The organism is Aureimonas ureilytica (assembly GCF_001475935.1).
Taxonomy (GTDB): domain Bacteria; phylum Pseudomonadota; class Alphaproteobacteria; order Rhizobiales; family Rhizobiaceae; genus Aureimonas; species Aureimonas ureilytica_A.
This window is the reverse complement of record NZ_LDQA01000007.1, coordinates 23,130-44,591: the sequence shown is the minus strand read 5'-3', so window position 1 is coordinate 44,591 and position 21,462 is coordinate 23,130. Positions and strand designations below refer to the sequence as shown.

General features: G+C 65.3%; 22 protein-coding genes. 14 read left to right on the top strand and 8 right to left on the bottom strand.

The genetic code is table 11. From position 1 onward, the window contains the following. Window position 1: 1 nt before the first annotated feature. Window positions 2–304 (bottom strand): BolA family protein, encoded by a 303-nt coding sequence (locus NS365_RS02145; protein WP_058598637.1) that lies wholly within the window; start codon window positions 302–304, stop codon window positions 2–4. A 151-nt stretch (window positions 305–455) separates the two neighbouring features. Between NS365_RS02145 and NS365_RS02140 the strand changes: the two genes are divergently transcribed. The 4 genes from NS365_RS02140 to NS365_RS02125 all read left to right on the top strand — a co-directional run bounded on the left by NS365_RS02140 (window position 456) and on the right by NS365_RS02125 (window position 5,125). After that, the gene (locus NS365_RS02140; RefSeq protein ID WP_058598636.1) at window positions 456–1,091 is read left to right on the top strand and encodes a J domain-containing protein; all 636 of its coding nucleotides are present in this window, start codon (window positions 456–458) and stop codon (window positions 1,089–1,091) included. A 122-nt stretch (window positions 1,092–1,213) separates the two neighbouring features. Next, on the top strand, window positions 1,214–2,200 hold the full coding sequence (gene cobS, locus NS365_RS02135; RefSeq protein ID WP_058598635.1) for a cobaltochelatase subunit CobS: 987 nt from the start codon (window positions 1,214–1,216) through the stop codon (window positions 2,198–2,200). 4 nt (window positions 2,201–2,204) lie between these two features. Further along, a complete protein-coding gene (gene cobT / locus NS365_RS02130) occupies window positions 2,205–4,112 on the top strand; it encodes a cobaltochelatase subunit CobT (protein WP_058598634.1) in 1,908 nt (635 codons plus the stop codon). Continuing rightward, window positions 4,109–5,125, top strand: coding sequence for an esterase-like activity of phytase family protein (locus NS365_RS02125; RefSeq protein WP_058598633.1), 1,017 nt, complete (start codon window positions 4,109–4,111; stop codon window positions 5,123–5,125). The genes cobT and NS365_RS02125 overlap by 4 nt, the downstream gene beginning before the upstream one ends. A gap of 19 nt (window positions 5,126–5,144) precedes the next feature. Here the strand turns inward: NS365_RS02125 and NS365_RS02120 are convergent, their stop codons facing one another. Both NS365_RS02120 and rpmB read right to left on the bottom strand, forming a co-directional pair. Beyond that, a complete protein-coding gene (locus NS365_RS02120) occupies window positions 5,145–5,837 on the bottom strand; it encodes a queuosine precursor transporter (protein ID WP_058598632.1) in 693 nt (230 codons plus the stop codon). A gap of 160 nt (window positions 5,838–5,997) precedes the next feature. Further along, complete coding sequence (rpmB, locus tag NS365_RS02115) at window positions 5,998–6,297, bottom strand: 50S ribosomal protein L28 (protein ID WP_058598670.1); 300 nt, start codon at window positions 6,295–6,297, stop codon at window positions 5,998–6,000. Window positions 6,298–6,569: 272 nt separating this feature from the next. Between rpmB and NS365_RS02110 the strand changes: the two genes are divergently transcribed. Further along, complete coding sequence (locus NS365_RS02110) at window positions 6,570–7,349, top strand: DUF3108 domain-containing protein (RefSeq protein WP_058598631.1); 780 nt, start codon at window positions 6,570–6,572, stop codon at window positions 7,347–7,349. A 106-nt stretch (window positions 7,350–7,455) separates the two neighbouring features. Here the strand turns inward: NS365_RS02110 and NS365_RS02105 are convergent, their stop codons facing one another. Continuing rightward, on the bottom strand, window positions 7,456–8,289 hold the full coding sequence (locus tag NS365_RS02105; RefSeq protein ID WP_058598630.1) for a PhzF family phenazine biosynthesis protein: 834 nt from the start codon (window positions 8,287–8,289) through the stop codon (window positions 7,456–7,458). Window positions 8,290–8,565: 276 nt separating this feature from the next. Between NS365_RS02105 and NS365_RS02100 the strand changes: the two genes are divergently transcribed. The 4 genes from NS365_RS02100 to NS365_RS02085 all read left to right on the top strand — a co-directional run bounded on the left by NS365_RS02100 (window position 8,566) and on the right by NS365_RS02085 (window position 13,509). After that, window positions 8,566–10,632 (top strand): M10 family metallopeptidase C-terminal domain-containing protein, encoded by a 2,067-nt coding sequence (locus NS365_RS02100; protein WP_058598629.1) that lies wholly within the window; start codon window positions 8,566–8,568, stop codon window positions 10,630–10,632. 121 nt (window positions 10,633–10,753) lie between these two features. Further along, on the top strand, window positions 10,754–11,266 hold the full coding sequence (locus NS365_RS02095; protein WP_058598628.1) for a hypothetical protein: 513 nt from the start codon (window positions 10,754–10,756) through the stop codon (window positions 11,264–11,266). A 511-nt stretch (window positions 11,267–11,777) separates the two neighbouring features. Then, window positions 11,778–12,665, top strand: coding sequence for an aromatic amino acid exporter YddG (gene yddG / locus NS365_RS02090; protein WP_058598627.1), 888 nt, complete (start codon window positions 11,778–11,780; stop codon window positions 12,663–12,665). Window positions 12,666–12,708: 43 nt separating this feature from the next. Then, the gene (locus tag NS365_RS02085) at window positions 12,709–13,509 is read left to right on the top strand and encodes an SDR family NAD(P)-dependent oxidoreductase (RefSeq protein WP_058598626.1); all 801 of its coding nucleotides are present in this window, start codon (window positions 12,709–12,711) and stop codon (window positions 13,507–13,509) included. 11 nt (window positions 13,510–13,520) lie between these two features. Here NS365_RS02085 and NS365_RS02080 read toward each other — a convergent pair whose 3' ends face one another. Next, window positions 13,521–13,967, bottom strand: a complete 447-nt coding sequence (locus tag NS365_RS02080) for a cupin domain-containing protein (protein WP_058598625.1) — start codon at window positions 13,965–13,967, stop codon at window positions 13,521–13,523. Continuing rightward, on the bottom strand, window positions 13,964–14,731 hold the full coding sequence (gene gloB / locus NS365_RS02075; RefSeq protein ID WP_058598624.1) for a hydroxyacylglutathione hydrolase: 768 nt from the start codon (window positions 14,729–14,731) through the stop codon (window positions 13,964–13,966). Before gloB ends, NS365_RS02080 begins: the two co-directional genes overlap by 4 nt. A 295-nt stretch (window positions 14,732–15,026) precedes the next feature. Between gloB and NS365_RS02070 the strand changes: the two genes are divergently transcribed. The 3 genes from NS365_RS02070 to NS365_RS02060 are packed head-to-tail and all read left to right on the top strand — an operon-like array spanning window position 15,027 to window position 17,351. Further along, window positions 15,027–15,770 (top strand): class I SAM-dependent methyltransferase, encoded by a 744-nt coding sequence (locus tag NS365_RS02070; protein WP_058598623.1) that lies wholly within the window; start codon window positions 15,027–15,029, stop codon window positions 15,768–15,770. Window positions 15,771–15,807: 37 nt separating this feature from the next. After that, window positions 15,808–16,791, top strand: a complete 984-nt coding sequence (locus tag NS365_RS02065; RefSeq protein ID WP_058598622.1) for an aldo/keto reductase — start codon at window positions 15,808–15,810, stop codon at window positions 16,789–16,791. 59 nt (window positions 16,792–16,850) lie between these two features. Further along, complete coding sequence (locus tag NS365_RS02060) at window positions 16,851–17,351, top strand: hypothetical protein (RefSeq protein ID WP_206612113.1); 501 nt, start codon at window positions 16,851–16,853, stop codon at window positions 17,349–17,351. A gap of 42 nt (window positions 17,352–17,393) precedes the next feature. Here NS365_RS02060 and metW read toward each other — a convergent pair whose 3' ends face one another. Then, window positions 17,394–18,047: a methionine biosynthesis protein MetW gene (metW, locus tag NS365_RS02055; protein WP_058598620.1), complete on the bottom strand. Its 654-nt coding sequence runs from the start codon at window positions 18,045–18,047 to the stop codon at window positions 17,394–17,396. Then, window positions 18,044–19,228 carry a homoserine O-acetyltransferase MetX gene (metX, locus tag NS365_RS02050; RefSeq protein ID WP_058598619.1) on the bottom strand — a complete coding sequence of 395 codons (1,185 nt, stop codon included), beginning with the start codon at window positions 19,226–19,228 and terminating at the stop codon, window positions 18,044–18,046. Before metX ends, metW begins: the two co-directional genes overlap by 4 nt. 162 nt (window positions 19,229–19,390) lie before the next feature. Here metX and hisC point away from each other — a divergent pair, with 162 nt between their 5' ends. Further along, complete coding sequence (gene hisC, locus NS365_RS02045) at window positions 19,391–20,494, top strand: histidinol-phosphate transaminase (RefSeq protein ID WP_058598618.1); 1,104 nt, start codon at window positions 19,391–19,393, stop codon at window positions 20,492–20,494. After that, window positions 20,491–21,447 (top strand): prephenate/arogenate dehydrogenase family protein, encoded by a 957-nt coding sequence (locus NS365_RS02040; RefSeq protein ID WP_058598617.1) that lies wholly within the window; start codon window positions 20,491–20,493, stop codon window positions 21,445–21,447. The genes hisC and NS365_RS02040 overlap by 4 nt, the downstream gene beginning before the upstream one ends. Window positions 21,448–21,462 lie beyond the last annotated feature (15 nt).

Sequence of the window (21,462 nt, the reverse complement as noted above, 5' to 3'; positions counted from 1 at the left end):
TTCAGGGGCGCGTCGGTTCGCCCGGCGCGGACGCCTCGATCGCCAGCGCGTGGACGCCGCCGGCCAGCTCCTCGGCCAGCGTCGCGTTTACCGCGCGATGCCGCTCCACCCGGCTTTTGCCCGAAAAGGCCTGCGACACGATGCGCACGCGAAAATGGGTTTCGCCCGTTCCGTCGAAGCCGCCATGATGATCGCTGCCGCCATGGTGGTGGCCGGCATGGAGATGGCTTTCGTTCACGACCGCCAGGGTTTCCGGGCCGAAAGCCTCGCGCAGCTTCGTTTCGATACGGGCCTGAATGGTCATGATCGCGCCTCACATTTGTTCAAACGGACAAGCGATCCACCACCCGGATCGACAAGCCCGCTCCCATAGGGGACAAGGAGCCTGTTGTGGACGGGTTTTCGCGTCTGTCAATTCTTGTTCGCGCTCCTCCGGGGCCCCATAATCGGCCGTGATGACACTCGACTCCAAACTCTTCGACCAGATCCGCGTCAAACCCGCCGGCAAGAAGGCCGCGGAGAAGGTGCGTGCGCCCGAATGCATGTGGGAAGGCTGCGACCAGCCGGGTACCCACAAGGCTCCGCGCGGGCGCGACCATGAAGGTCAGTATCTGAACTTCTGCGTCGACCATGTGCGCCTCTACAACAAGTCCTACAATTACTTCTCGGGTCTCGGAGACGACGACATCCAGAAATATTTGAAGGACTCGCTGACCGGCCACCGCCCGACCGCCCCGATGGGCACCAACAATTCGGCAGGCCCGCGCTCGGCCTCCGCCATGCCCTCCTCGCTTCCGAGCGGGCGTCCGCGCCGCGTCAACGCGCGCATCCACGACCGCTTCAACCTGTTCGAGAGCGGCGCGGCAGCGGCCAAGCCCGCCCCCGTCAAGAAGCCGCGCACGTTGGAGTCGAAGGCGCTGGACACGCTGGGCGTTCCTCAGACCGCCGATGCCGAGTCGATCCGCATCCAGTACAAGGCGCTGGTGAAGCAGTATCACCCCGATTCCAACGGCGGCGATCGCGGCTCGGAAGATCGCCTGCGCGAAGTCATTCAAGCCTACAAGCTTTTGAAGCAGTCGGGCTTCTGTTAATCCGGGACGAATCGGATCGTCCGGTCCGCTTTCGCTCCGCCTGGGCTTGTCCCGAAACGCAAGTGACGAAGATTGGTGGCGCACGGCCCTGATGCGGCCTTTCTCGCGCCGTTGGAGGTATGATGAGTGCAGCGGAACTGGAAGTGGCGAACCTCCCCGACGCCATGATCTCCGTCCGCGAGACCTTCGGTTTCGATAGCGACCTGAAGGTGCCGGCCTATAGCAAGACCGATCCGCACGTTCCCGAGATCGATCCGGACTATCTGTTCGACAAGCAGACGACGCTGGCGATCCTGGCGGGCTTCGCCAAGAACCGGCGCGTCATGGTTTCGGGCTCGCATGGCACGGGCAAGTCCACCCATATCGAGCAGGTCGCCGCACGGCTGAACTGGCCCTGCGTGCGCCTCAACCTCGACAGCCACGTGTCGCGCATCGATCTCGTCGGCAAGGACGCGATCACGGTTCGCGAGGGCAAGCAAGTCACGGAATTCCGCGACGGCATCCTGCCCTGGGCCTATCAGAACAATGTCGCGCTCGTGTTCGACGAATACGACGCCGGCCGCCCGGACGTGATGTTCGTGATCCAGCGCGTTCTGGAATCTTCGGGCCGGCTGACGCTGCTCGATCAGGCCCGCGTCATTCGCCCGCACCCCGCCTTCCGCCTGTTCGCCACCGCCAACACGGTCGGCCTCGGCGACACGACGGGCCTTTATCACGGCACGCAGCAGATCAATCAGGCGCAGATGGACCGCTGGTCGATCGTCACCGTCCTGAACTACCTGCCGCATGACAACGAGGTCGGCATCGTTCTGGCGAAGGCCAAGCATTTCCAGACCGACAAGGGCCGCGCCCAGGTCTCCAAGATGGTGCGCGTGGCCGATCTCACGCGCTCGGCCTTCCGCAACGGCGATCTGTCCACCGTCATGAGCCCGCGCACGGTGATCACCTGGGCCGAGAACGCCGAGATCTTCGGCGATATCGGCTTCGCCTTCCGCCTGACCTTCCTCAACAAGTGCGACGATCTGGAGCGGCCGCTGGTCGCCGAGTTCTATCAGCGCGCCTTCGGCGAGGACCTGCCGGAATCGGCCTCCAACCTGGTGCTCGACTAAGACCATGGCGCGCCCCGGAGACAATTCTGCCAAGGGGCAGCGCCCCAAGACCACCGACCGCGAGCCGTTCCGCCGCGCGGTCGCGGGCTGTATGCGCGCGATTTCGGGCGATGCGCAGCTCGAAGTCACCTATGGCAATGACCGCCCCGGTCTGACGGGAGATCGGGCGCGCCTGCCCGAGCTGCCCAAGCGCGCAGGCCAAACCGAAGTGGCCGTCGTACGTGGCCTGTCGGACGCCATGGCCCTGCGGAAGGCGCGGCACGACGCGCGCATCCACGCCACGCTCTCGCCCGACGGGCGCGGCGCGCGCGCCGTGTTCGACGCCCTGGAGCAGGCGCGCTGCGAGGCGATCGGCGCCAATGCCATGCCGGGCGTCGCGGACAATCTCGCCTCCATGCTGGAGGACAAGTATTTCCGCTCCAACCTCACTGATGTCACCGACCGCACGGAAGCGCCGCTGGAAGACGCCATCGCCCTGATGGTGCGCGAGCATCTGACCGGGCGGCCCGTTCCGCCAAGCGCGCGGGCTCTGGTGGATGTCTGGCGCGACTGGATCGAGGAAAAGGCCGGCCCGCAATTCGAACGGTTGGGCGACACGATCGAGGATCAGCGCCTCTTCGCGCGCACGCTGCGCGACATGCTCGTGTCCATGGAGATGGCCGAGGAACTCGCCGACGAGTCGGATGATTCCGACGAGGAATCGCCGGACGAGGCCGGCGACAACCAGACGCGCGATCAAGAAGACAGCGGCGCCGAGAAGGAAGCCGGCCAGGACGAGGCGGAGCCGCAGGAAGCCGAGGGCGAGGCCGAAAGCGAGGATGCGAGCGAGGCCGAAACCTCCGAGCAGACCAGCGACGAGCCGACCGAGGACGAGGACGTCGATTCGGAAACGCCCGGCGAATCGCGACGCCCGAACCAAGCGCTGCCGCGCGATCTCGGCGACACGGATTATCAGGTCTTCAACGAGAGCTTCGACGAGACGGTGGGCGCGGAAGAGCTGTGCGACGAAGCCGAGCTCGACCGGCTGCGCTCCTTCCTCGACAAGCAACTCGCCTCGCTGCAAGGCGCGGTCGGACGGCTCGCCAACCGGCTTCAGCGCCGCCTCATGGCGCAGCAGAACCGCGCCTGGGATTTCGACCTCGAAGAAGGCTATCTCGACACGGCGCGTCTGACGCGCCTCGTGACGGACCCCCTTCAGCCGCTCTCTTTCAAGATGGAGCGCGACACGGATTTCCGCGACACGATCGTCACGCTCCTGATCGACAATTCCGGCTCCATGCGCGGGCGGCCGATCACCGTGGCGGCGACCTGCGCCGACATTCTGGCGCGCACGCTGGAGCGTTGCGGCGTCAAGGTCGAGGTGCTGGGCTTCACGACCCGCGCCTGGAAGGGCGGCCAATCGCGAGAAGCCTGGCTCAAGGCTGGCAAGCCCCAGCGCCCCGGCCGGCTCAACGATCTCCGGCACATCGTCTACAAAAGCGCAGACGCGCCTTGGCGGCGGGCTCGGCGCAATCTCGGCCTGATGATGCGCGAAGGGCTCCTGAAGGAGAATATCGACGGCGAGGCGCTGATCTGGGCGCATAACCGTCTGCTGGCGCGCTCCGAGCAGCGGCGCATCCTGATGATGATTTCGGACGGCGCGCCGGTGGATGATTCCACGCTTTCGGTGAACCCCGGCAATTATCTGGAGCGGCACCTGCGCGCCGTGATCGAGGAGATCGAGACGCGCTCCCCGGTCGAGCTTCTGGCCATCGGCATCGGCCATGACGTGACGCGCTATTATCGCCGCGCCGTGACCATCTCGGACGCCGAGGAACTGGCGGGCGCGATGACAGAGCAGCTCGCCGCCCTCTTCGAAGACGAAGGTGCCCTGCCCTCGCGCCGTCATCGACGCGCTGCGGGCGCTCGTTGAGCCGCGCTCGCCGTCGCGCGGCCTGCGCTCTACTGGCGCTTCTGACGCTCGGTCCCGCCGGGGCCGAGCCGAGCGAGACCGTCGTCACCAGCCAGCCGATCACGCGCTTTCGTATCGGCTCCGACGAGACGCGCTTCGGCGCGCTCGACTACATCGGCGGCTTCAGCTACCGCTCGAGCGACCGGCGGCTGGAAGGCGTCTCCTCCATCCGGCTGCGCGATGGTGGACGGCGCTTCCTGGCCGTGACGGACACGGGCTATTGGTTTCGCGGCGCAATCCGGCGCGATGCGGACGGAAAGCCTCTCGGCATCGACAGCGCGCAGATCGCACCGATCCTCGACCGATCGGGGCGTCCGCCCGCGCGCAAGGGCGATGCCGACGCGGAAGGGCTGGCGCTGGATGGGAGCCGCGCTCTCGTCTCCTTCGAGCGGGATGCGCGGATTGAGCGCTTCGACGCCGACGCGCCGGGACGCGGCGGCCCCGTCGCCATGCCCATTTCTCGCCGCGAGCTTCGCTCGAATGGCGGCTTGGAAACCATCGCCGTCTCGCCCGCCTCCTCCCCTCTGAAGGGGGCTGCCATCATCGTGGCGGAGAACTCGATCGACGCGGAAGGCAATCTGCTGGCGGCGATTCTGGGCCTTGGAGCCAAGGGTCTCTTCAGCGTGCGCCATGACAAGGTCTGGTCGGCCACCGACGGCGCCTTCCTCGACAACGGCGATTTCCTGCTTTTGGAGCGGCGCTATGAGGGCTTCGGGCGGATCGGAATGCGCATTCGCCGCATCGATGCGAACGCGATCCGACCCGGCGCGATGGTGGACGGGCCTGTTATCATGGAAGCCGATTTCGGCAACGAGATCGACAATATGGAGGGGTTGGACGTCTGGACCAACGCGCGCGGCGAGACGATCCTCGCCGTGGTCTCGGACGACAACGGCTCCTTCTTCCAGCGCAATCTCTATCTGGAATTCCGTCTGCGCAACGATGCGTCCACAGAGGCGAGCCGGACGCCCTGAGGCATCCGGCTGCATGTCGTCAGGCCGAGACGGCCTGCGTGTCCCGGTAGGGCAGCACGCTGTTGATCACCACGCGGTAGGGCACGAGGCCGAAGATCGCAATCGTCAGCTTCACGCCGAAATCCCCCAGCGCCCAGGAAAGCCAGCGCGGGGCCTCCACCGGCAGCAGGCCGAAGAGCGGCGCGTGTTCCAGCGAGAAGGCATCATTCGGCCCGAGGAAGACGAAGAGCGGCGCGAAGGCGACGGTGAAGAAGGTGAGCGTGTCCAGCACCGTGCCGAGAATGCCGCTGGCGAGCGGTGCCTTCCACCAGGACATGAGACGCAGACGATTGAAGACGAGAATGTCCAGGAGTTGCGCCATCAGGAAGGCCGTGCCGCTGGCGAGCGCGATGCGCAGGAGACGCCCCGCTTCCGTCTCGAAGGGCACGAGGCCGAGCCGGTAGAGAATCGGCGGGAACAAGACGGAGCTGACAACCGCCAGACAGAAGCCGAGATACACGACCCGGCGCGCCATGGACGGACCATAGAGCCGGTTGTTCACATCGGTCACGATGAAGGCGAAGGGATAAACGAAGGCGCCCCAGGTCAGAAGGTCGGCGAGCTTCAGAGGCCCGATCTCGCCCTGCACGGGAAACTGAACGGAGACGTTGGAGAAGAGGACGATGATCGTCATGGCGATCACCGGCAGCACGTAGCGGCGCGAAGAGGTCACGGCTCGTTCCATTTTTTTAGGCTGGGGTATGGCACCAGCGGTCGATGGGAGCCCCCGACAAGTCGGGGGCGGCGCGTCGGGACGAAACACCGCCCCCAAAAACAAGAAGCGCCACCGCGAGCGGTAGCGCTTCCCAATCGGTCCCTCAGGGATCGAAGGATCAGGCGGCCTGGGCCTCGCCGGCGACCTTCTTGGCGATCTGGCGCTTCAGAAGGCGAGCGCGGGGCGACAGTTCGATCTCGGCGGCCTTCGCGAGGAAGGCGTCGAGGCCACCGCGATGCTCGACCGAACGCAGAGCATGGGCGCTGACGCGCAGGCGGAAACGCTGGCCGAGCGCGTCGGAGATCAGCGTGACCTGGCACAGGTTCGGCAGGAAGCGGCGACGCGTCTTGTTATTCGCGTGGCTGACATTGTTACCGGACTGGACGGCCTTGCCGGTTAGTTCGCAAGCGCGCGACATGGGATCACCTTTCAAACAAATCGATACGGCCTTGCGGGGCGCGCCGCCGCCGGACGGCAGCGCGATCATCGACCCCATGGCATGATCGGAAAATCGTGGGTTCCTATAGTCTCCGCGGCCTTCTGCGTCAACCCGCCGTCATAAAGCTGTGCCGGCCCCCTTGCGCCCGATCCCCCTCGAATCCCATCCTTTGGAAACGTCTATCGCCCTGCTCCGACCGTTCTTCCGAGAGCGCGGCTTCTGCTTCCGGCACTCCGGCCAAGGATTTCAGCATGTTCGCACGCCTCGCGCTTCTCGGCCTCGCCCTGACGAGCTTCGCCCCGGCGGCTGAGGCTCAGAGCGCCCTGAAGACCGAGTATCGCATTTCCCTGATCGGCCTGCCGGTCGGCCGCGCGAGCTTCGAGACGCGCCTTTCGCCGACGCGCTATTCGGTCAAAGGCCAGCTTTCCTCGGCGGGGCTTGCCGAACTCGTGTCCTCGACGCGCGGCACGAGTTCCGTGTCGGGCCGCATCACCGGCAACCGGCTTTTGCCCGAGCGATACCGGCTGCAATATACGAGCGACAAGAAATCCTGGCGCGCCGATGTGCGCTATCGCAACGGGCGCGCCGTCTCCTCCGACATCGCGCCCCCCGCGCAGAACCCGCCCCCGTCCGACTTCATTCCCGTGACGCCCTCGCAGCTCGCCAACGTCGTCGATCCCCTGGGCGGGTTGATGATCAAGCCGGGCAGCGACCCGGCCGCCATCTGCCGCCAGCCGGTTCCCTTCTATGATGGCTGGTCGCGGCTCGACCTCGTCCTGTCGCCGGGCGACGGCGAGCAGGATTTCCAAGCAGACGGTTATTCGGGCAAGGCCATCGCCTGCAACGCGCGCATCCGCCCGGTGTCGGGCTATCGGACCTCATCCAACGGCATCAAGTTCCTGCAAGGACGTACGATCCAGCTTTGGTTCGCGCCGATCGGCCAAAGCGGCATCTACGCGCCGGTCTATGTCCGCATTCCCACGCAGGTCGGCCCGCTGACGCTGACGGCGACCCGATTCGCCAAACCCTGAAAAATCAAGCCTTAGAGCCTGTTTGAAAACTCGGTCGGGTCGGCGCGACGGGTCTTTTCCGCCCCCGTTTCGTTGCCCCTCCACCGCCGAGTTTCCAAACGGGCTCTCAGAAATCGAGCACGCCTTCGATCAGGATCGACACGTCGCCGCCGATTAGAATGTCCTGCCCACGCGGGGCGACGTGAACGCGGCCTTGGCGCGCGATGCAGCGCCCCTGTGCGGCGACATAGGGTTGGGTCAGCCGCCCCTCGGCCTTCAGCCAGCAGGCGATGGCCGCGTTGAGCGAGCCGGTGATCGGATCTTCCTTCACGCCGTGCCAGATGTCGATCATCCGCACCTCGGCATCGACCTCGGAGCCCGTCGGATACGTTCCCAGAAGACCGATCGCCCGTTCCTCGGGAAAGCTTGCCCCGCTCGCATCCGCGCGCAGGACGCAGTCCGCATCGCGCAGTTCCAGGAACTCCCAGACGGGGCCGTTGGTAAGGAGCGCCGAGCGCAGAATATCGGCGGGGTCGATCCGCAGCGCGCGGGCGGCCGATTCGAGCCGGTCCGGGGCCAGCGGCTCGATGCGCGTCGGCGGCGCGACGAAGGCCGGGCGCTCGCCCGCCACGTCGATCTCCACCACGCCCACCGCGCATTCCTGCCGCACCAAGCCCGGCTCCTTGGGCACGCCGCCCGCATGAAGCCAGCTCATGCAGCTGCCGAGCGTCGGATGCCCCGCAAAGGGCAGCTCACGCGTCGTGGTGAAAATGCGTAGGCGATAATCGGCCGCGGGGTCGGACGGTGGCAGAAGAAAGGTCGTCTCGGCGAGATTCGTCCAGCGCGCAAAGCGGCGCATCTCCTCCTCCGACAGCCCCTCCCCGTCGAGCACCACCGCCAAGCCATTGCCCTGCGCCGCCAGCGGAGAGAACACATCGCACTGAATGAAACGCCGCCGCATGGATTGCCCTCGATTCTCGACCTGTCAGGTCGAGAGTAAGGTGCTATTCCAAGCGGAGACAAGCTTCAGGTTGGGCTGAACCTCGAGACTGATCCAAAGGTCTTTAACCCAAATCTTCGATCCACACGGCCTCAATGTTGCCCAAGCCACACGCCAAACGCGATATTTAGGAAATTATCTCTAGGTAATCGGAAGCAGATGAGTCGACGCAACACGCCTCGCGTGTTTTTCGCAGACTACCTGTCTTTCTGATCGTATCGAAAGCCCAACCGTCCCATGTGCATCTATTGCGGCAATCCCCTGCATCACATGAACGATGCCGCTGGGGTGATACAGGGTCTATCAGCCTTGAACAGCGATGCGCGCGGCAGCGGCACCTACAACAACAAACCCTCCTTCACCGTCGCCCAGGCTGCGGCTCAGATCGGCCGAGGCGATCTGACATGGAACGGTTCGGGCCAAGCCACTTTGGGCCTGTCGGCCGTCGTGACCTATGATTTCCGCACGAGCCCGCCCGCCAGAATGCCGGTCGATACGGGCGGCTTTTCCGCTTTCAATGATCAACAAATCGGGCAAACCCGACTGGCCCTGCAATCCTGGGCCGACGTGGCGAATGTCACCTTCCAGCAGGTGACGCCCGGGGCGGCGACAAGCGCCGGCGCCCAGGACAACGCGCAGATTCTCTTCGGGAATTACGCGTCGGGAATGTCGGGAGCGGCCGGCTTCACCTATTATCCTGACCCGTCGGGCCGATCGAACGTGGCTGGAGACAGCTGGTACAATTCCACCTACAGCTACAACACCGCCCCGACGCTTCTCGGCTATGGCCGGCAGGTTCTGGCGCATGAGATCGGCCATGCGCTGGGGCTCAAACATCCCGGCGACTATAATGCGACCGACAGCACACCCCTCACCTACGCGGCCGATGCCGTGTATTACGAGGACTCGCGTCAATACACCATCATGAGCTATTGGTCGGAAGCGCATACAGGTGGCCAGTTTGGCGAAGCCGATGCCTCTGCGCCCTTGATGGACGACATCGCCGCGATCCAGCGGTTGTATGGTGCCAACTCCACCACGCGCACGGGCAACGACATTTACGGCTTCCACTCCAATACCGGGCGGGACTTCCTGTCGGCGGCGGATGCGACCTCGAAGCTGATCTTCTGCGCATGGGATGGGGGCGGGAACGATACGTTCGATTTTTCCCTGTATCAGCAGAACCAGACGATCGACCTTCATGCGGGGGCCTTCTCGGATGTCGGCGGCCTTGTCGGCAATGTGTCCATCGCAGTCGGCGTCACGATCGAGAACGCGATCGGAGGTGCCGGCAACGACAGGATCACAGGCAACGCAGCCGACAATCAACTCTTCGGCAATGATGGCAACGACACGCTGATCGGCGGCGGCGGAAACGACACGCTGGATGGGGGCGCGGGCGACGACACGACGATCCTCGCGAATGCGCTTGCCTCCTACGACCACCGGATCGGCATCGACGGTTCGGTGTTGCTGCTCGAGAGCAACGGCGCGGGCGCTCGCGATGTCGTGCGCAATGTCGAGCATTTCCAGTTTTCCGACGGGTCGGTTCAGCTCGACCCCGGCCATCCGCTCTTCGATCCGTTCTATTACGCCGCTACGCAGCGCGACGTTTATGCGGCGGGGGTCGATCCCCTCGCGCATTTCAACGCCAGCGGTTTTCGCGAGGGCCGCAATCCCAATCCCTATTTCGATGTGAAAGCCTATCTCTCCGCCAATCCCGATGTCGCGAAGGCGGGCGTGAACCCGCTGGATCACTATGCGCAGAGCGGAGCGGCGGAGGGGCGCGACCCCTCGCTGAATTTCGATACGCGCCTCTATCTCCATTTCAACCCGGACGTCGCAGCGGCCCACGTCAACCCGCTTCAGCACTTTCTCACGGCCGGTCAGGCAGAGGGGCGCGAGAGCTACAAGGTCATCGGCCAACATATCGATGCGGACGATTTCGACGCCACCTATTATCTCATGGCCAATCCCGACGTGGCGGCCGCCCATGCGGATGCTCACCAGCACTATTCGGCCTATGGTTGGCGCGAGGGGCGCAACCCCAATATTCTGTTCGATACGCGCTTCTACCTGAAGCAAAACAGCGATGTCGCCGCGGCCAAGATCGACCCGCTGGCGCATTACGCGGCCAATGGCTGGCATGAGGGGCGTAACCCGTCCGCCGCCTTCAACACGACGAAATATCTCGCCGACAATGCCGATGTCGCTCAGGCCGGCGTCGAACCGCTTCAGCACTTCCTGACGCATGGCGTGCTCGAGAATCGTTCGATCGCGGATTTCAGCGCTCTGATCGCCTGAAAGGGCTTGCCCGCCTTTTCATTCGAGCCCCCTCGCGGCGGCGTGCCGCAGGGTGGCCTCGCATCCCGGTGCGGTTTCGATCGTTGGACGGCCAACGGAAATGCAACCACAGGAGCATCCAATGGCCAGCACGGCAGAGCATACCGATCCGAAGCTTTGGGAAAAGGTGAAGGACAAGGTCACGAAGGGCGCCAAGGGCGGCAAGCCGGGCCAGTGGTCCGCGCGCAAGGCACAGATGGCGACCGCCGAATACGAGAAGGAAGGCGGCGGCTTCAAAGGCGAGAAGTCCAAGGACAACAGCCTTCAGCAATGGCAGGACGAGGACTGGGGCACGAAGTCCGGCAAGAAGAGTGCCGAAACCGGCGAGCGCTATCTGCCCAAGAAGGCCCGCGAGGCGCTGTCCGACAAGGAATACAAGAAGACCAGCGACAAGAAGCGCGCCGACACCAAGAAGGGCGAGCAGCATTCGGCCCAGCCCAAGGACGTCGCCAAGAAGACCGCAGCTTATCGTGATGGCCATAAGGGCGGCCAAGAGCACACCAAGGCCGAGCTTTATGCGGAAGCCCGCAAGCGCGATATTCCCAACCGGTCCAAGATGAGCAAGGCCGAGCTGGAAAAGGCGCTGGCGCATTGACGCGGCGGCTCCGCGCCGTTCTTTCGCGGCGGCGCGGAGCTTTTTTTTCCACCACTGAAAGACCCGATCGCCAATGTCATACAAGCGATCGACCAGCAAGGAACTTGAGTGCGGACTGGCTGTGATGCGGCAGCCCCCCGCCCATGATCGCAAGCCAGCGACTAAGATCTGCGCAAGGATGCGGCTGCCAATGGCAGAGGGCCTGAAGCAGACGCTTTGACTGGAAAGCGGCAAGGGGGTCCTCGTTTATAAGCGAGCATCGACGCGCCGAAGGCTCCGGCAGAAAAATCCGATCTGCCCACCCCACCAGATATCGTCGGCAGGTTTCGGAACAGCCGATGCGAGCGCCCCAACGGGCCAGGTGACGGGCGCACGCTCGCAGGCTGTTTCCAACCCTTCGCTTCTCGGCTCGAAAAGGCGAGTCCGTCTGACTTCGCGCGCGAGGATACAACTCGCTTGGCTCCGTCGCGCGTCCCTTGCTATCGTGGAAGCGGTTTGACGGAGGGGCGAGATGGCGACGGCGCTGGGATTTTCGGCCATTTTGATGTGGTCGCTTTTGGCGCTTCTGACGGCGCGCAGCGGTGCCGTGCCGCCGCTCCAGCTCAATGCCATGTGTTTTGGGTTGGGAACGCTGGTCGGTCTCGCCGCGCTGAAACTGCGCGGCGTGCCGCTTTCGGTGTTCCGCCAGCCGCCCGCCGTCTGGGCGCTCGGCGTCATCGGCTTGTTCGGCTATCATGCGCTCTATTTCGCGGCCTTGCGCAGCGCGCCAGCGGCGGAAGCCAGCCTCATCGCCTATCTCTGGCCGCTTCTGATCGTCTTGGGCTCGGCCATGTTGCCGGGCGAGAAGCTGCGCTGGTTCCATCTGGTCGGCGCACTGCTTGGCCTGTCCGGAGCGGGCCTCATCATCGCCGGCAAGGGCGATGGCCTGTCCTTCGAGGGCGGGCATGGGGTCGGCTATGCATTGGCCGGCCTTTGCGCCCTCACATGGTCGAGCTATTCGCTCCTCTCGCGCCGCTTTCGTAATGTGCCGAGCGATGTCGTGACAGGCTTCTGCGCGGCGACCGCGCTTCTCTCCCTGCCCGCGCATTGGATGTTCGAGACGACCGTCTGGCCGGCCGACGGCGGCCAATGGCTCGCCGTCGTGCTTCTCGGCCTTCTGCCGGTCGGCGCGGCCTTCTATGTCTGGGACTATGGTGTGAAGCGCGGCGATATCCAGCTTCTGGGGGCGGCGAGCTATGCCGCACCGCTTCTCTCGACGCTGGTCCTCATCCTGTTCGGAGAGGCGCAAGCGACATGGGCGCTGGCGCTCGCCGCCTGTCTCATCACGCTCGGCGCGGTTCTGGCCGCGCTGCCGATGTTTTCCCGGCTGCGCGATGGCCGGCTGACGAACAGCGCTTAACCCCTAGTTCCACGGCTGCACGCCCCCAAAGGAAAGGCAGCCCATGTCCGCTTCGTCCCGCCCCCTCGCTCTCGTCACGGGAGCCTCTTCCGGCATCGGCACGGCCTATGTCCGGCATCTCGCCTCCACGGGATACGACATCCTGGCGGTCGCGCGTCGGCGCGAGGCGCTGGAGGCGTTGAAGAGCGAGATCGAAGCCACGCATCGCACGACGGTCGAGGTGCTGCCGGCGGATCTCGAATTGGACGAGGGCCTGTCGCGCGTGGCGGAGCGCCTGCGCCAAGGCAGCTTCGTCGCCATGCTCGTCAACAATGCCGGCTTTGCCGCGCGCGGGCGGATCGGCGAGATGGATCTGGCCGCCTTCGACCGGATGATCCGGCTCAATGTCATCGCCCTCGCCCATCTGACGGACGCGGCCATGGCGCGGATGCGCGTGGAAAACCGAGGCACGATCATCCAGATTTCGTCGGGCACCATGTTCATGCAACTGCCCGGCAACTCGGCCTATGGCGCGTCCAAGAATTTCGTCACGGGCTTCACGCGCACGCTCCAAGCCGAAGCCGAGGGCACGGGCATTCGCGTTCAGCTTCTGGTGCCCGGCGTCATCGCGACGGACTTCCACCGCGTCGCCGGCAACGATCTTTCGCGCTTTCCGCCCGAGCGCGTCATGTCGGCGGACGATCTCGTCACCGCCTCGCTGCGCGCGCTGGAACTCGGCGAGCCGGTCTGCATCCCGTCCGTGCCCGATATCACGGACTGGGACGCCTATGTCGCGGCCGAGCAGCGGCTGTCCGCCAACGCATCGCGCGACAAGCCTGCCGCGCGATATCATGTGACGAGTTGAGGCCGGCTCGGCTACCCGCCCCGCGCCGGGCGCGGCATGGGGCGCCAGTCCTTGGGGGCCATCTCGAAGCTCTCAAAACGGAAGCCGGGGGCGACGGTGCAGCCCACCAGCGTCCATTCGCCGAGGCTCGTCGCCGTCTGCCAGCAGCCGGCGGGAACGGTCAGCTGCGGCATCTCCCCGATCAGGATGCTCGGCCCCAGCCGATGCGAGGACGCGTCATGCCCGTTGGGCGAAAGCGTCAAGGCCAGCGGCGCGCCGGCATGCCAGTGCCAGGTCTCGGCCGCATCCGTGACGCGATGCCATTCCGAGGTTTCGCCGATGTCCAGAAGATAGAGGATGGCGGTGGAGCGCGAACGTCCCTCCCCGTCCACCGCCTCGTCCCGGAAGGTTTCGCGATACCAGCCGCCTTCGGGATGGGGCTGGAGCTTCAGCCGTGCGATGACGTCCCGCGCCCTCAATATCCGTTCCTCTTCTCGCGCAGCGCCGCGAAGATCGCGACGGGATCGGCCCCTTCCATGCCGAAGGCGGCGGCCAACTCGGGATCGTCCGCCCGCAGGAATGGGTTGGTCTTCTTCTCCCGCCCGAGCGCGACGGGTAGCGTCGCGCGGTGCTCGACCCGCAGCGCCTCGACCTCTTTCACCCGCTCCTGCAACAGGAGATTGCCGGGATCGACATCCACGGCAAAGCGGGCGTTGGTCGCGGTGTATTCATGGCCGCAATAGAGCATCGTGTCGTCGGGCAGCGCGCGCAGGCGCTGGAGGCTCTCCCACATCTGCGCGGGGGTCCCCTCGAAAAGCCGGCCGCAACCAAGCGAGAACAGGGCGTCCGCGGCAAAGAGCGCCTTTTCCCCCGGCAGGAAATAGGAAATCTCGCCCGCCGTGTGGCCGGGCGTGTCGATCACCTCCACCTGAATGCGCCCCAGCGCGAAGCGATCGCCCCCACGCACAGGTCGGTCGAGCCCCGGAATGCGCGCCGCCTCGTTCGCCGGGCCGATGATCTCGCAGCCGAACCGTGCCTTCAGCGCCTCGTTGGCGCTGACATGGTCGTCATGGTGATGCGTCGTCAGGATATGGGTCAGACACCAGCCTTCCTGCTCGAGCGCGCGCAGGATCGGACCTTCTTCCGGCGCGTCGATCGACAGCGTGATGCCGCTGTCCTGATCATGCAGGAGAACGCCGAAATTGTCCCGGCGGCAGGTGAATTGTCGGATCGAAGCGGCCAATGCGCTCTCCCTCGTTTCGCGGCTTAGAGCGCCTAACAAAACCTCTGGGCGGAGGCTGGCCGAGGGATTTTTGTCAATCCACGCGGAGCGAAGCGCAGTCGATGCCGGCGGCATCGGCGAGCATTCGCGACAAAGTGGTTGGCAAAAAGACCCGGCCAGCCGACCCCCGAGGTTTTGTTAGGCGCTCTTATGCCGCCAGAGATAGGGCATCACGGCCCAGCAACAAAACAGCGGTGCGAAGGCGCGCGCATTGCGTTAGGGTCGGACACGAAGTGCAACAGCCGCGAGCCTGCGATTGAACGCCGACATCACCGAATTGCGGGACTTCTATGCCACCCGCCTCGGCGAGGCCGCCGTGCGCTCGGTCGCGATGGCCTTAGGTCCGATCTGGAAGCCGATCCCGCAGGAGCGGCTGGTCGGCATCGGCTATGCCATTCCCTATCTCGACAAGCTGGCCACCGATTCGGAGCGCCGCCTCGCCTTCATGCCCGCCGCCCAAGGCGCGGTGAACTGGCCGGTGCATCAGCCCTCGCTGACCGCCCTCGTCCATCCGGCCGAGCTGCCGCTGGGTGACGCCTGCATCGACCGCATCCTCATGGTCCATGCGCTGGAATTTGCCGAAAGTCCGACGGAGATGCTGGGCGAAGCCTGGCGGGTCTTGGCGCCCGGCGGGCGGCTGGTTCTGGTTTTGCCGAGCCGGCGCGGCGTCTGGACCCGCTTCGAGCACACGCCTTTCGGCTCGGGCCGGCCCTGGTCGCGGACCCAGGCGACGCAGCTCCTGCGCGAAACCATGTTCACGCCCTCGGGCTTTTCCGACGCGCTGCACTTCCCGCCCTTTCGCCGCGCCGGTCTTCTCAACATCGCGCCGCTCTGGGAGCGGATGGGGCGGCGCGGCTGGCCGATCTTCTGCGGCGCCATCATCTTGGAGGCGACGAAGCTTGTGTATCGCGGCATTCCCGTCACGCATCGCGAGAAGCAGCGTCTGCGCCGCCTGCGCCCGGTTCTCCTGCCGCATGGCGCGCCCGCCCTTCACCGCTGACACGAGTTTTCCTTCCAGCCCTCACGGAGACATTTTTATGGAACAGCGCAAGCTCGGCCCCGACCTCACGGTCTCCGCTCTCGGCCTCGGCTGCATGGGCATGTCGGAATTCTACGGCGAGGGCGACGATGCCGAGTCGCTCAACGTCATCCACCGGGCGCTCGATCTCGGCGTCACCTTCATCGACACGGCGGACATGTATGGCGTCGGCCATAATGAGGAGTTGGTCGGCCGCGCGCTGAAGGGCCGGCGAGACAGCGTCATCCTCGCCACCAAGTTCGGCCATATGCGCGCGCCAACGGGCGAGCGGCTCGGCATCAACGGCCGGCCGGACTATGTGCGCAAGGCCTGCGACGCCAGCCTCCAGCGCCTCGGCGTGGAGCGGATCGATCTCTACTACCAGCACCGGGTCGATCCGAACGTTCCGATCGAGGACACGGTGGGCGAGATGAGCCGGCTGGTGGAAGAGGGCAAGATCGGCTTTCTCGGCCTGTCGGAAGCCGGGCCGCAGACGATCCGCCGCGCCCATGCGACCTGGCCCATCGCCGCGCTTCAGACCGAATATTCCCTCTGGAGCCGCGACCCGGAAGCGGACATCCTGCCGACCCTGCGTGAACTCGGCATAGGCTTCGTGCCCTATTCCCCGCTCGGACGCGGCTTCCTGACGGGGCGTTTCCCCACGCGCGAGGCGATCCCCGAGGATGACTACCGCCGCACCGCGCCGCGCTTTGCCGAAGGCAATATCGAGAAGAACCGCCAGCTCCTGCGCACGGTCGAAGGCGTTGCCGAGCGCCATGCCGCCCGCCCCTCGCAGGTGGCGCTGGCCTGGGTTCTGGCGCAGGGAGAGGACATCGTGCCCATCCCCGGCACCAAGCGCATGAAGTATCTGGAAGAGAACACCGACTCGGTGAACGTCACGCTGTCCGCCGACGATCTCGCCGAACTCAGCGAAACCTTCGCCCCCGGCAAGGTCAGCGGCGAGCGCTATGGCGAGGCGAGCTTGAAGATGGTGGGGCTGTAAGGGGTTCGCGTTATCGAGGCGACATGCGTGGCCTATAGAGAAGGCCGCGCGGCCCCGGAATGGTAGTTCTGCGTCTGGCCTGCGAGACGAGAAAGCTCTTCATGCGCACGCTCTCCGACATACAGGCGCAGTATCCTTATCTCCTGCATACGAACCGCGAACTCGGCCTGATGCTGGCCGGCATCAAGCCCGCCGCCTTCTTCGGAGACGCGTTGGATGCCCTCTCCCCCGTGCTGGTTCGCTATCTCAGGCGGTTCGACCGTCATGTCGCAGCCGGCCGTCTCGTTCGGCGGGACTGCTGCTTGGACCCGAGACCGCGGCTCCCGTGGAGAATGCATTGCATCTACTTTGCCCTACCCGCCGAAGAGTGGCGGATCGACGAGTTGATCGCTCTGCACGACGCGATGTTCATCGACCAGATTTGGTCGGTCGAGACCGAGCGGCGCGAGGGAGAACTCTTGGGCTATGAAGACTGGATGAACGATTTCCACCTCGCCCGACTGGCACGGCTGGCAGAGGAACGAGACACGGGCACGCTCGATCAAACCGTCGCGGGCTGATGCCTTTCCCTGCCTCGTCCTTATGGAGAAGGATGGCTTCCCTCACCGCTTCAAGACGAACACCGCCTGCTGGCCGAACAGGTTCCACAGCCACCAGGGCATCCGCACGCCCAGGCGCTCGCCGGACGCGTTGAGCGCGACGGCGGTCTCGACCTCGGCGCCCACTTCGCGCGCGAGGTCTACGAAATCGCGGATCGTGCAGAAATGGATGTTGGGCGTGTCGTACCAGGAATAAGACAGGCTCTTGGTCACCGGCATCCGCCCCTTGAAGAACAGGGACGAGCGCACCGACCAGTGGCCGAAATTCGGGAAGGAGACGACCGCGCGCCGGCCGATCCGCAGAAGCTCGGAGAGGACGAGCTTGGGATTGTCGGTCGCCTGGATGGTCTGGGACAGGATGGCGTAGTCGAAGGCGCCATCAGGATAATGGACGAGATCGCGGTCGGCATCGCCTTGGATCACCGACAGGCCCCGCCGCACGCATTCGTTGACACCGGGCTGCGACAATTCGATGCCGCGCACATCCACGCCGCGTCGGCTCTGGAGAATTTCCATCAGCGAGCCGTCGCCGCAGCCGATGTCGAGGACGCGGCTGCCGCGCGCGACGAGGTCGGCGATGAGTTCGAGATCGACGCGCCGGCTGGGCGCGTCCGCGACCTCGGCCGTGGCGGGAACGGGGGCGGCGGTCACGCTCATGGCAGAAGGCCTCTGGCCTTGGCGGCGGAAGAGACGAAGCCCTGCACCGCGCCGGTGAATTCCGGCTCGTCGAGAAGAAAAGCGTCGTGGCCTTTGTCGGTCTCGATCTCCACGAAGGAGACGGAGGCGGCATTGGCGTTCAGCGCATGAACGATCGAGCGGCTTTCGCTGGTCGGGAACAGCCAGTCGGACGAGAAGGAGACGAGGCAGAAGCGCGTCTTGGCCCCTCGAAAAGCCTCGGCCAGCTTGCCCCCATGCTCGCCCGCGATGTCGAAATAATCCATCGCGCGGGTGAGATAGAGATAGGCATTGGCGTCGAAGCGATCGACGAAGGTCATGCCTTGGTGGCGCAGATAGCTCTCGATCTGGAAATCGGCCTCGAAGCCGAAGCCGAGCTTTTCGCGATCCTGAAGGTTGCGGCCGAATTTGCGATGCAGCGCCGCTTCCGAGAGATAGGTCACATGCGCGGCCATGCGCGCGACGGCGAGCCCCTTGTGAGGGCGCGTGCCGTATTGAAGGTAATGCCCGCCGCGCCAATCGGGATCGGCCATGACGGCCTGCCGGCCGACCTCATGAAAGGCGATGTTCTGCGAGGAATGGCGCGCGCCGGTGGCGATCGGCAGCGCCGCGAAGACGCGCTCGGGATAAGCCACCGTCCATTGCAGGCACTGCATCCCGCCCATCGAGCCGCCGATCACGGCGAAGAGCTGGCCGATGCCGAGCCGATCCATCAGCATCGCCTGCGCGCGCACCATGTCTGGGATGGTGAGAACGGGCAGATCGAGCGCATAGGGCAGGCCGGTGGACAGATCGACCGAGGCCGGACCGGTCGAGCCCATGCAGGAGCCGATGACATTGGAGCAGACCACAAAGAAGCGATCCGTGTCGATCGGCTTGCCCGGCCCGATCAGCGTGGACCACCAGCCGGGCTTGCCGGTCACAGGATTGGGGCTGGCGGCGTACTGGTCGCCCGTCAGCGCATGGCAGACATAGATCGCGTTGGACTTGTCGGCGTTCAGCTCGCCATAGGTCTCGTAGGCGATGTGAAAGGGAGAGAGCGTGCGCCCGGCATCGAGGCGCAGCGGCTCGTTTTCGCCGAAATAGGCGACCTTGGACGAGGGCTGGCGGGCCTCGCGAATGCCGAGGTTTTCCCCGGTGACAGGATCGGCGATGATGGACATGACCTGTGCTATCGACTGCCGGGCGCGAAGGCAACAATCTTGCGCGCGCCCTCCCCTGCGCCCTGACGTTTCGGCCCGTGCCGGCTGCGGTCCTCGACAAGGCGGCGTGGCGGGTCTATGCGACCCCCAACGATTTTCGCCAACCTTGCAGGCTCGTTTCCCATGTCCGAACAGCGCGCGCGTCCCGTTCCCAAGCCCGGCGTTCTGGATATCCACGCCTATGTGCCGGGCAAGAGCCGCGCCCCCGAAGGCGTGAAGCTGCACAAGCTTTCCTCCAACGAGACGCCTTTCGGCGCTTCGCCCGCCGTACAGGCGGCGCTCGCCGAAGTGACGACCCATCTCGAACTCTACCCCGACGGGCAGGCGAACGCGCTGCGTCAGGCGATCGGCGAGGTGCATGGGCTGAACCCCGCCAACATCCTTTGCGGCAACGGCTCGGACGAGTTGCTCGGCCTGCTCGCCCAAGGCTTCCTGTCGCCCGGCGACGAAGCCGTTCACACCGAGCACGGCTTTCTCGTCTACGACATCTATATCCGCGCGGCGGGTGCGGTGCCGGTCGTCGCCAAGGAGCGGGACGAGCGGGCGGAGGTGGATGCGATCCTCGCCTGCGTGACCCCGCGCACCAAGATCGTCTTTCTCGCCAATCCGAACAATCCGACCGGCACCTATCTGCCGGCGGACGAAGTGCGCCGCCTTCATGCCGCCCTGCCCGCGCATGTGCTGCTCGTGCTCGACGCGGCCTATGCGGAATATGTCCGTCGCAACGACTATTCGTCCGGCCTCGAACTCGTCTCCGAGAACGAGAATGTCGTGATGACGCGCACCTTCTCGAAGATCCACGGGCTCGCCAGCCTGCGCATCGGCTGGATGTACGCGCCCGAAGCCATCGTGGACGCGCTGGACCGCATTCGCGGCCCCTTCAACCTCAACGCCATGGCCATCGCGGCCGGCGCGGCGGCCATTCGCGACCGCGCCCATGTCGAGAAGACCGTCGCGCACAACAATGAATGGCTGGAGCGACTGACCGTGGGCCTCTCCGCGCTCGGCCTGCGCGTGACGCCCTCGGTCGGTAATTTCGTGCTCGTCCACTTTCCGCAGGATTCCGGGCGCACGGCGGCCGAGGCCGACGCTTTCCTGACCGAGCGCGGTTTCATCCTGCGCCGCGTCACGGGCTACGGCTTCCCCCATGCGCTACGCATGACGGTCGGCTCGGCTGAGGCCAACGAAGGCGTTCTCGCCGCGCTGAAGGAGTTCATGGGCCGATGACCACGCCGCTTTTCGACAAGGTCGCGCTGATCGGCATCGGCCTCATCGGCTCCTCCATCGCGCTCAATATCCGCGACCGGGGCTTGGCCGGCGAGGTCGCCATCGCCACGCGCCGGCCCGAGACGCTGAAGCGCGCCGAAGAGCTGAAGCTCGGCACGAGCTACCATCTCGACCCGGCCGAGGCCGTGGCCGGCGCCGATCTCGTGATCCTGTGCCTGCCGGTCGGCTCCTGCGGCGCGGCGGCAGCGGCCATCGGCCCGCATCTGAAGCCCGGCGCGATCGTATCGGATGTCGGCTCGGTCAAGGCAGCAGTCGTCTCGGCCATGCAGCCGCATCTGCCGGGTCACGTTCATTTCGTGCCGGGCCATCCGATCGCCGGCACCGAGCAGTCCGGCCCGGACGCGGGCTTTCTGGAGCTGTTCGAAAACCGCTGGACCATCCTGACGCCGATCGAAGGCACCGACCCCGCCGCCACCGAGCGCCTCGTGCGCTTCTGGAAGGCGACGGGCGCGATGGTCGAGACCATGACGGCCGAGCACCATGACCTCGTGCTCGCCATCGTCAGCCATGTGCCCCATCTCATCGCCTACAATATCGTCGGCACCGCCGCCGATCTGGAGACGGTTACGCAATCCGAGGTCATCAAGTTCTCGGCCTCGGGCTTTCGCGACTTCACGCGCATCGCCGCCTCCGACCCGACCATGTGGCGCGACATCTTCCTGAACAATCGCGAGGCGGTTCTGGAAATGCTGGCGCGCTTCTCGGAAGACCTCGCCTCGCTCCAGCGGGCCATCCGCTGGGCGGACGGGGACACGCTGTTCGACCTCTTCACGCGCACCCGCGCCATCCGCCGCTCCATCGTGGAAGCGGGCCAGGACACGCAGGAGGCCAATTTCGGCCGCCTCAAGCCCCGCAAGGACCCGTGGAACGAAGGCTCCGCGCCGGGCGAATGAATGGAGAGCCGAGGC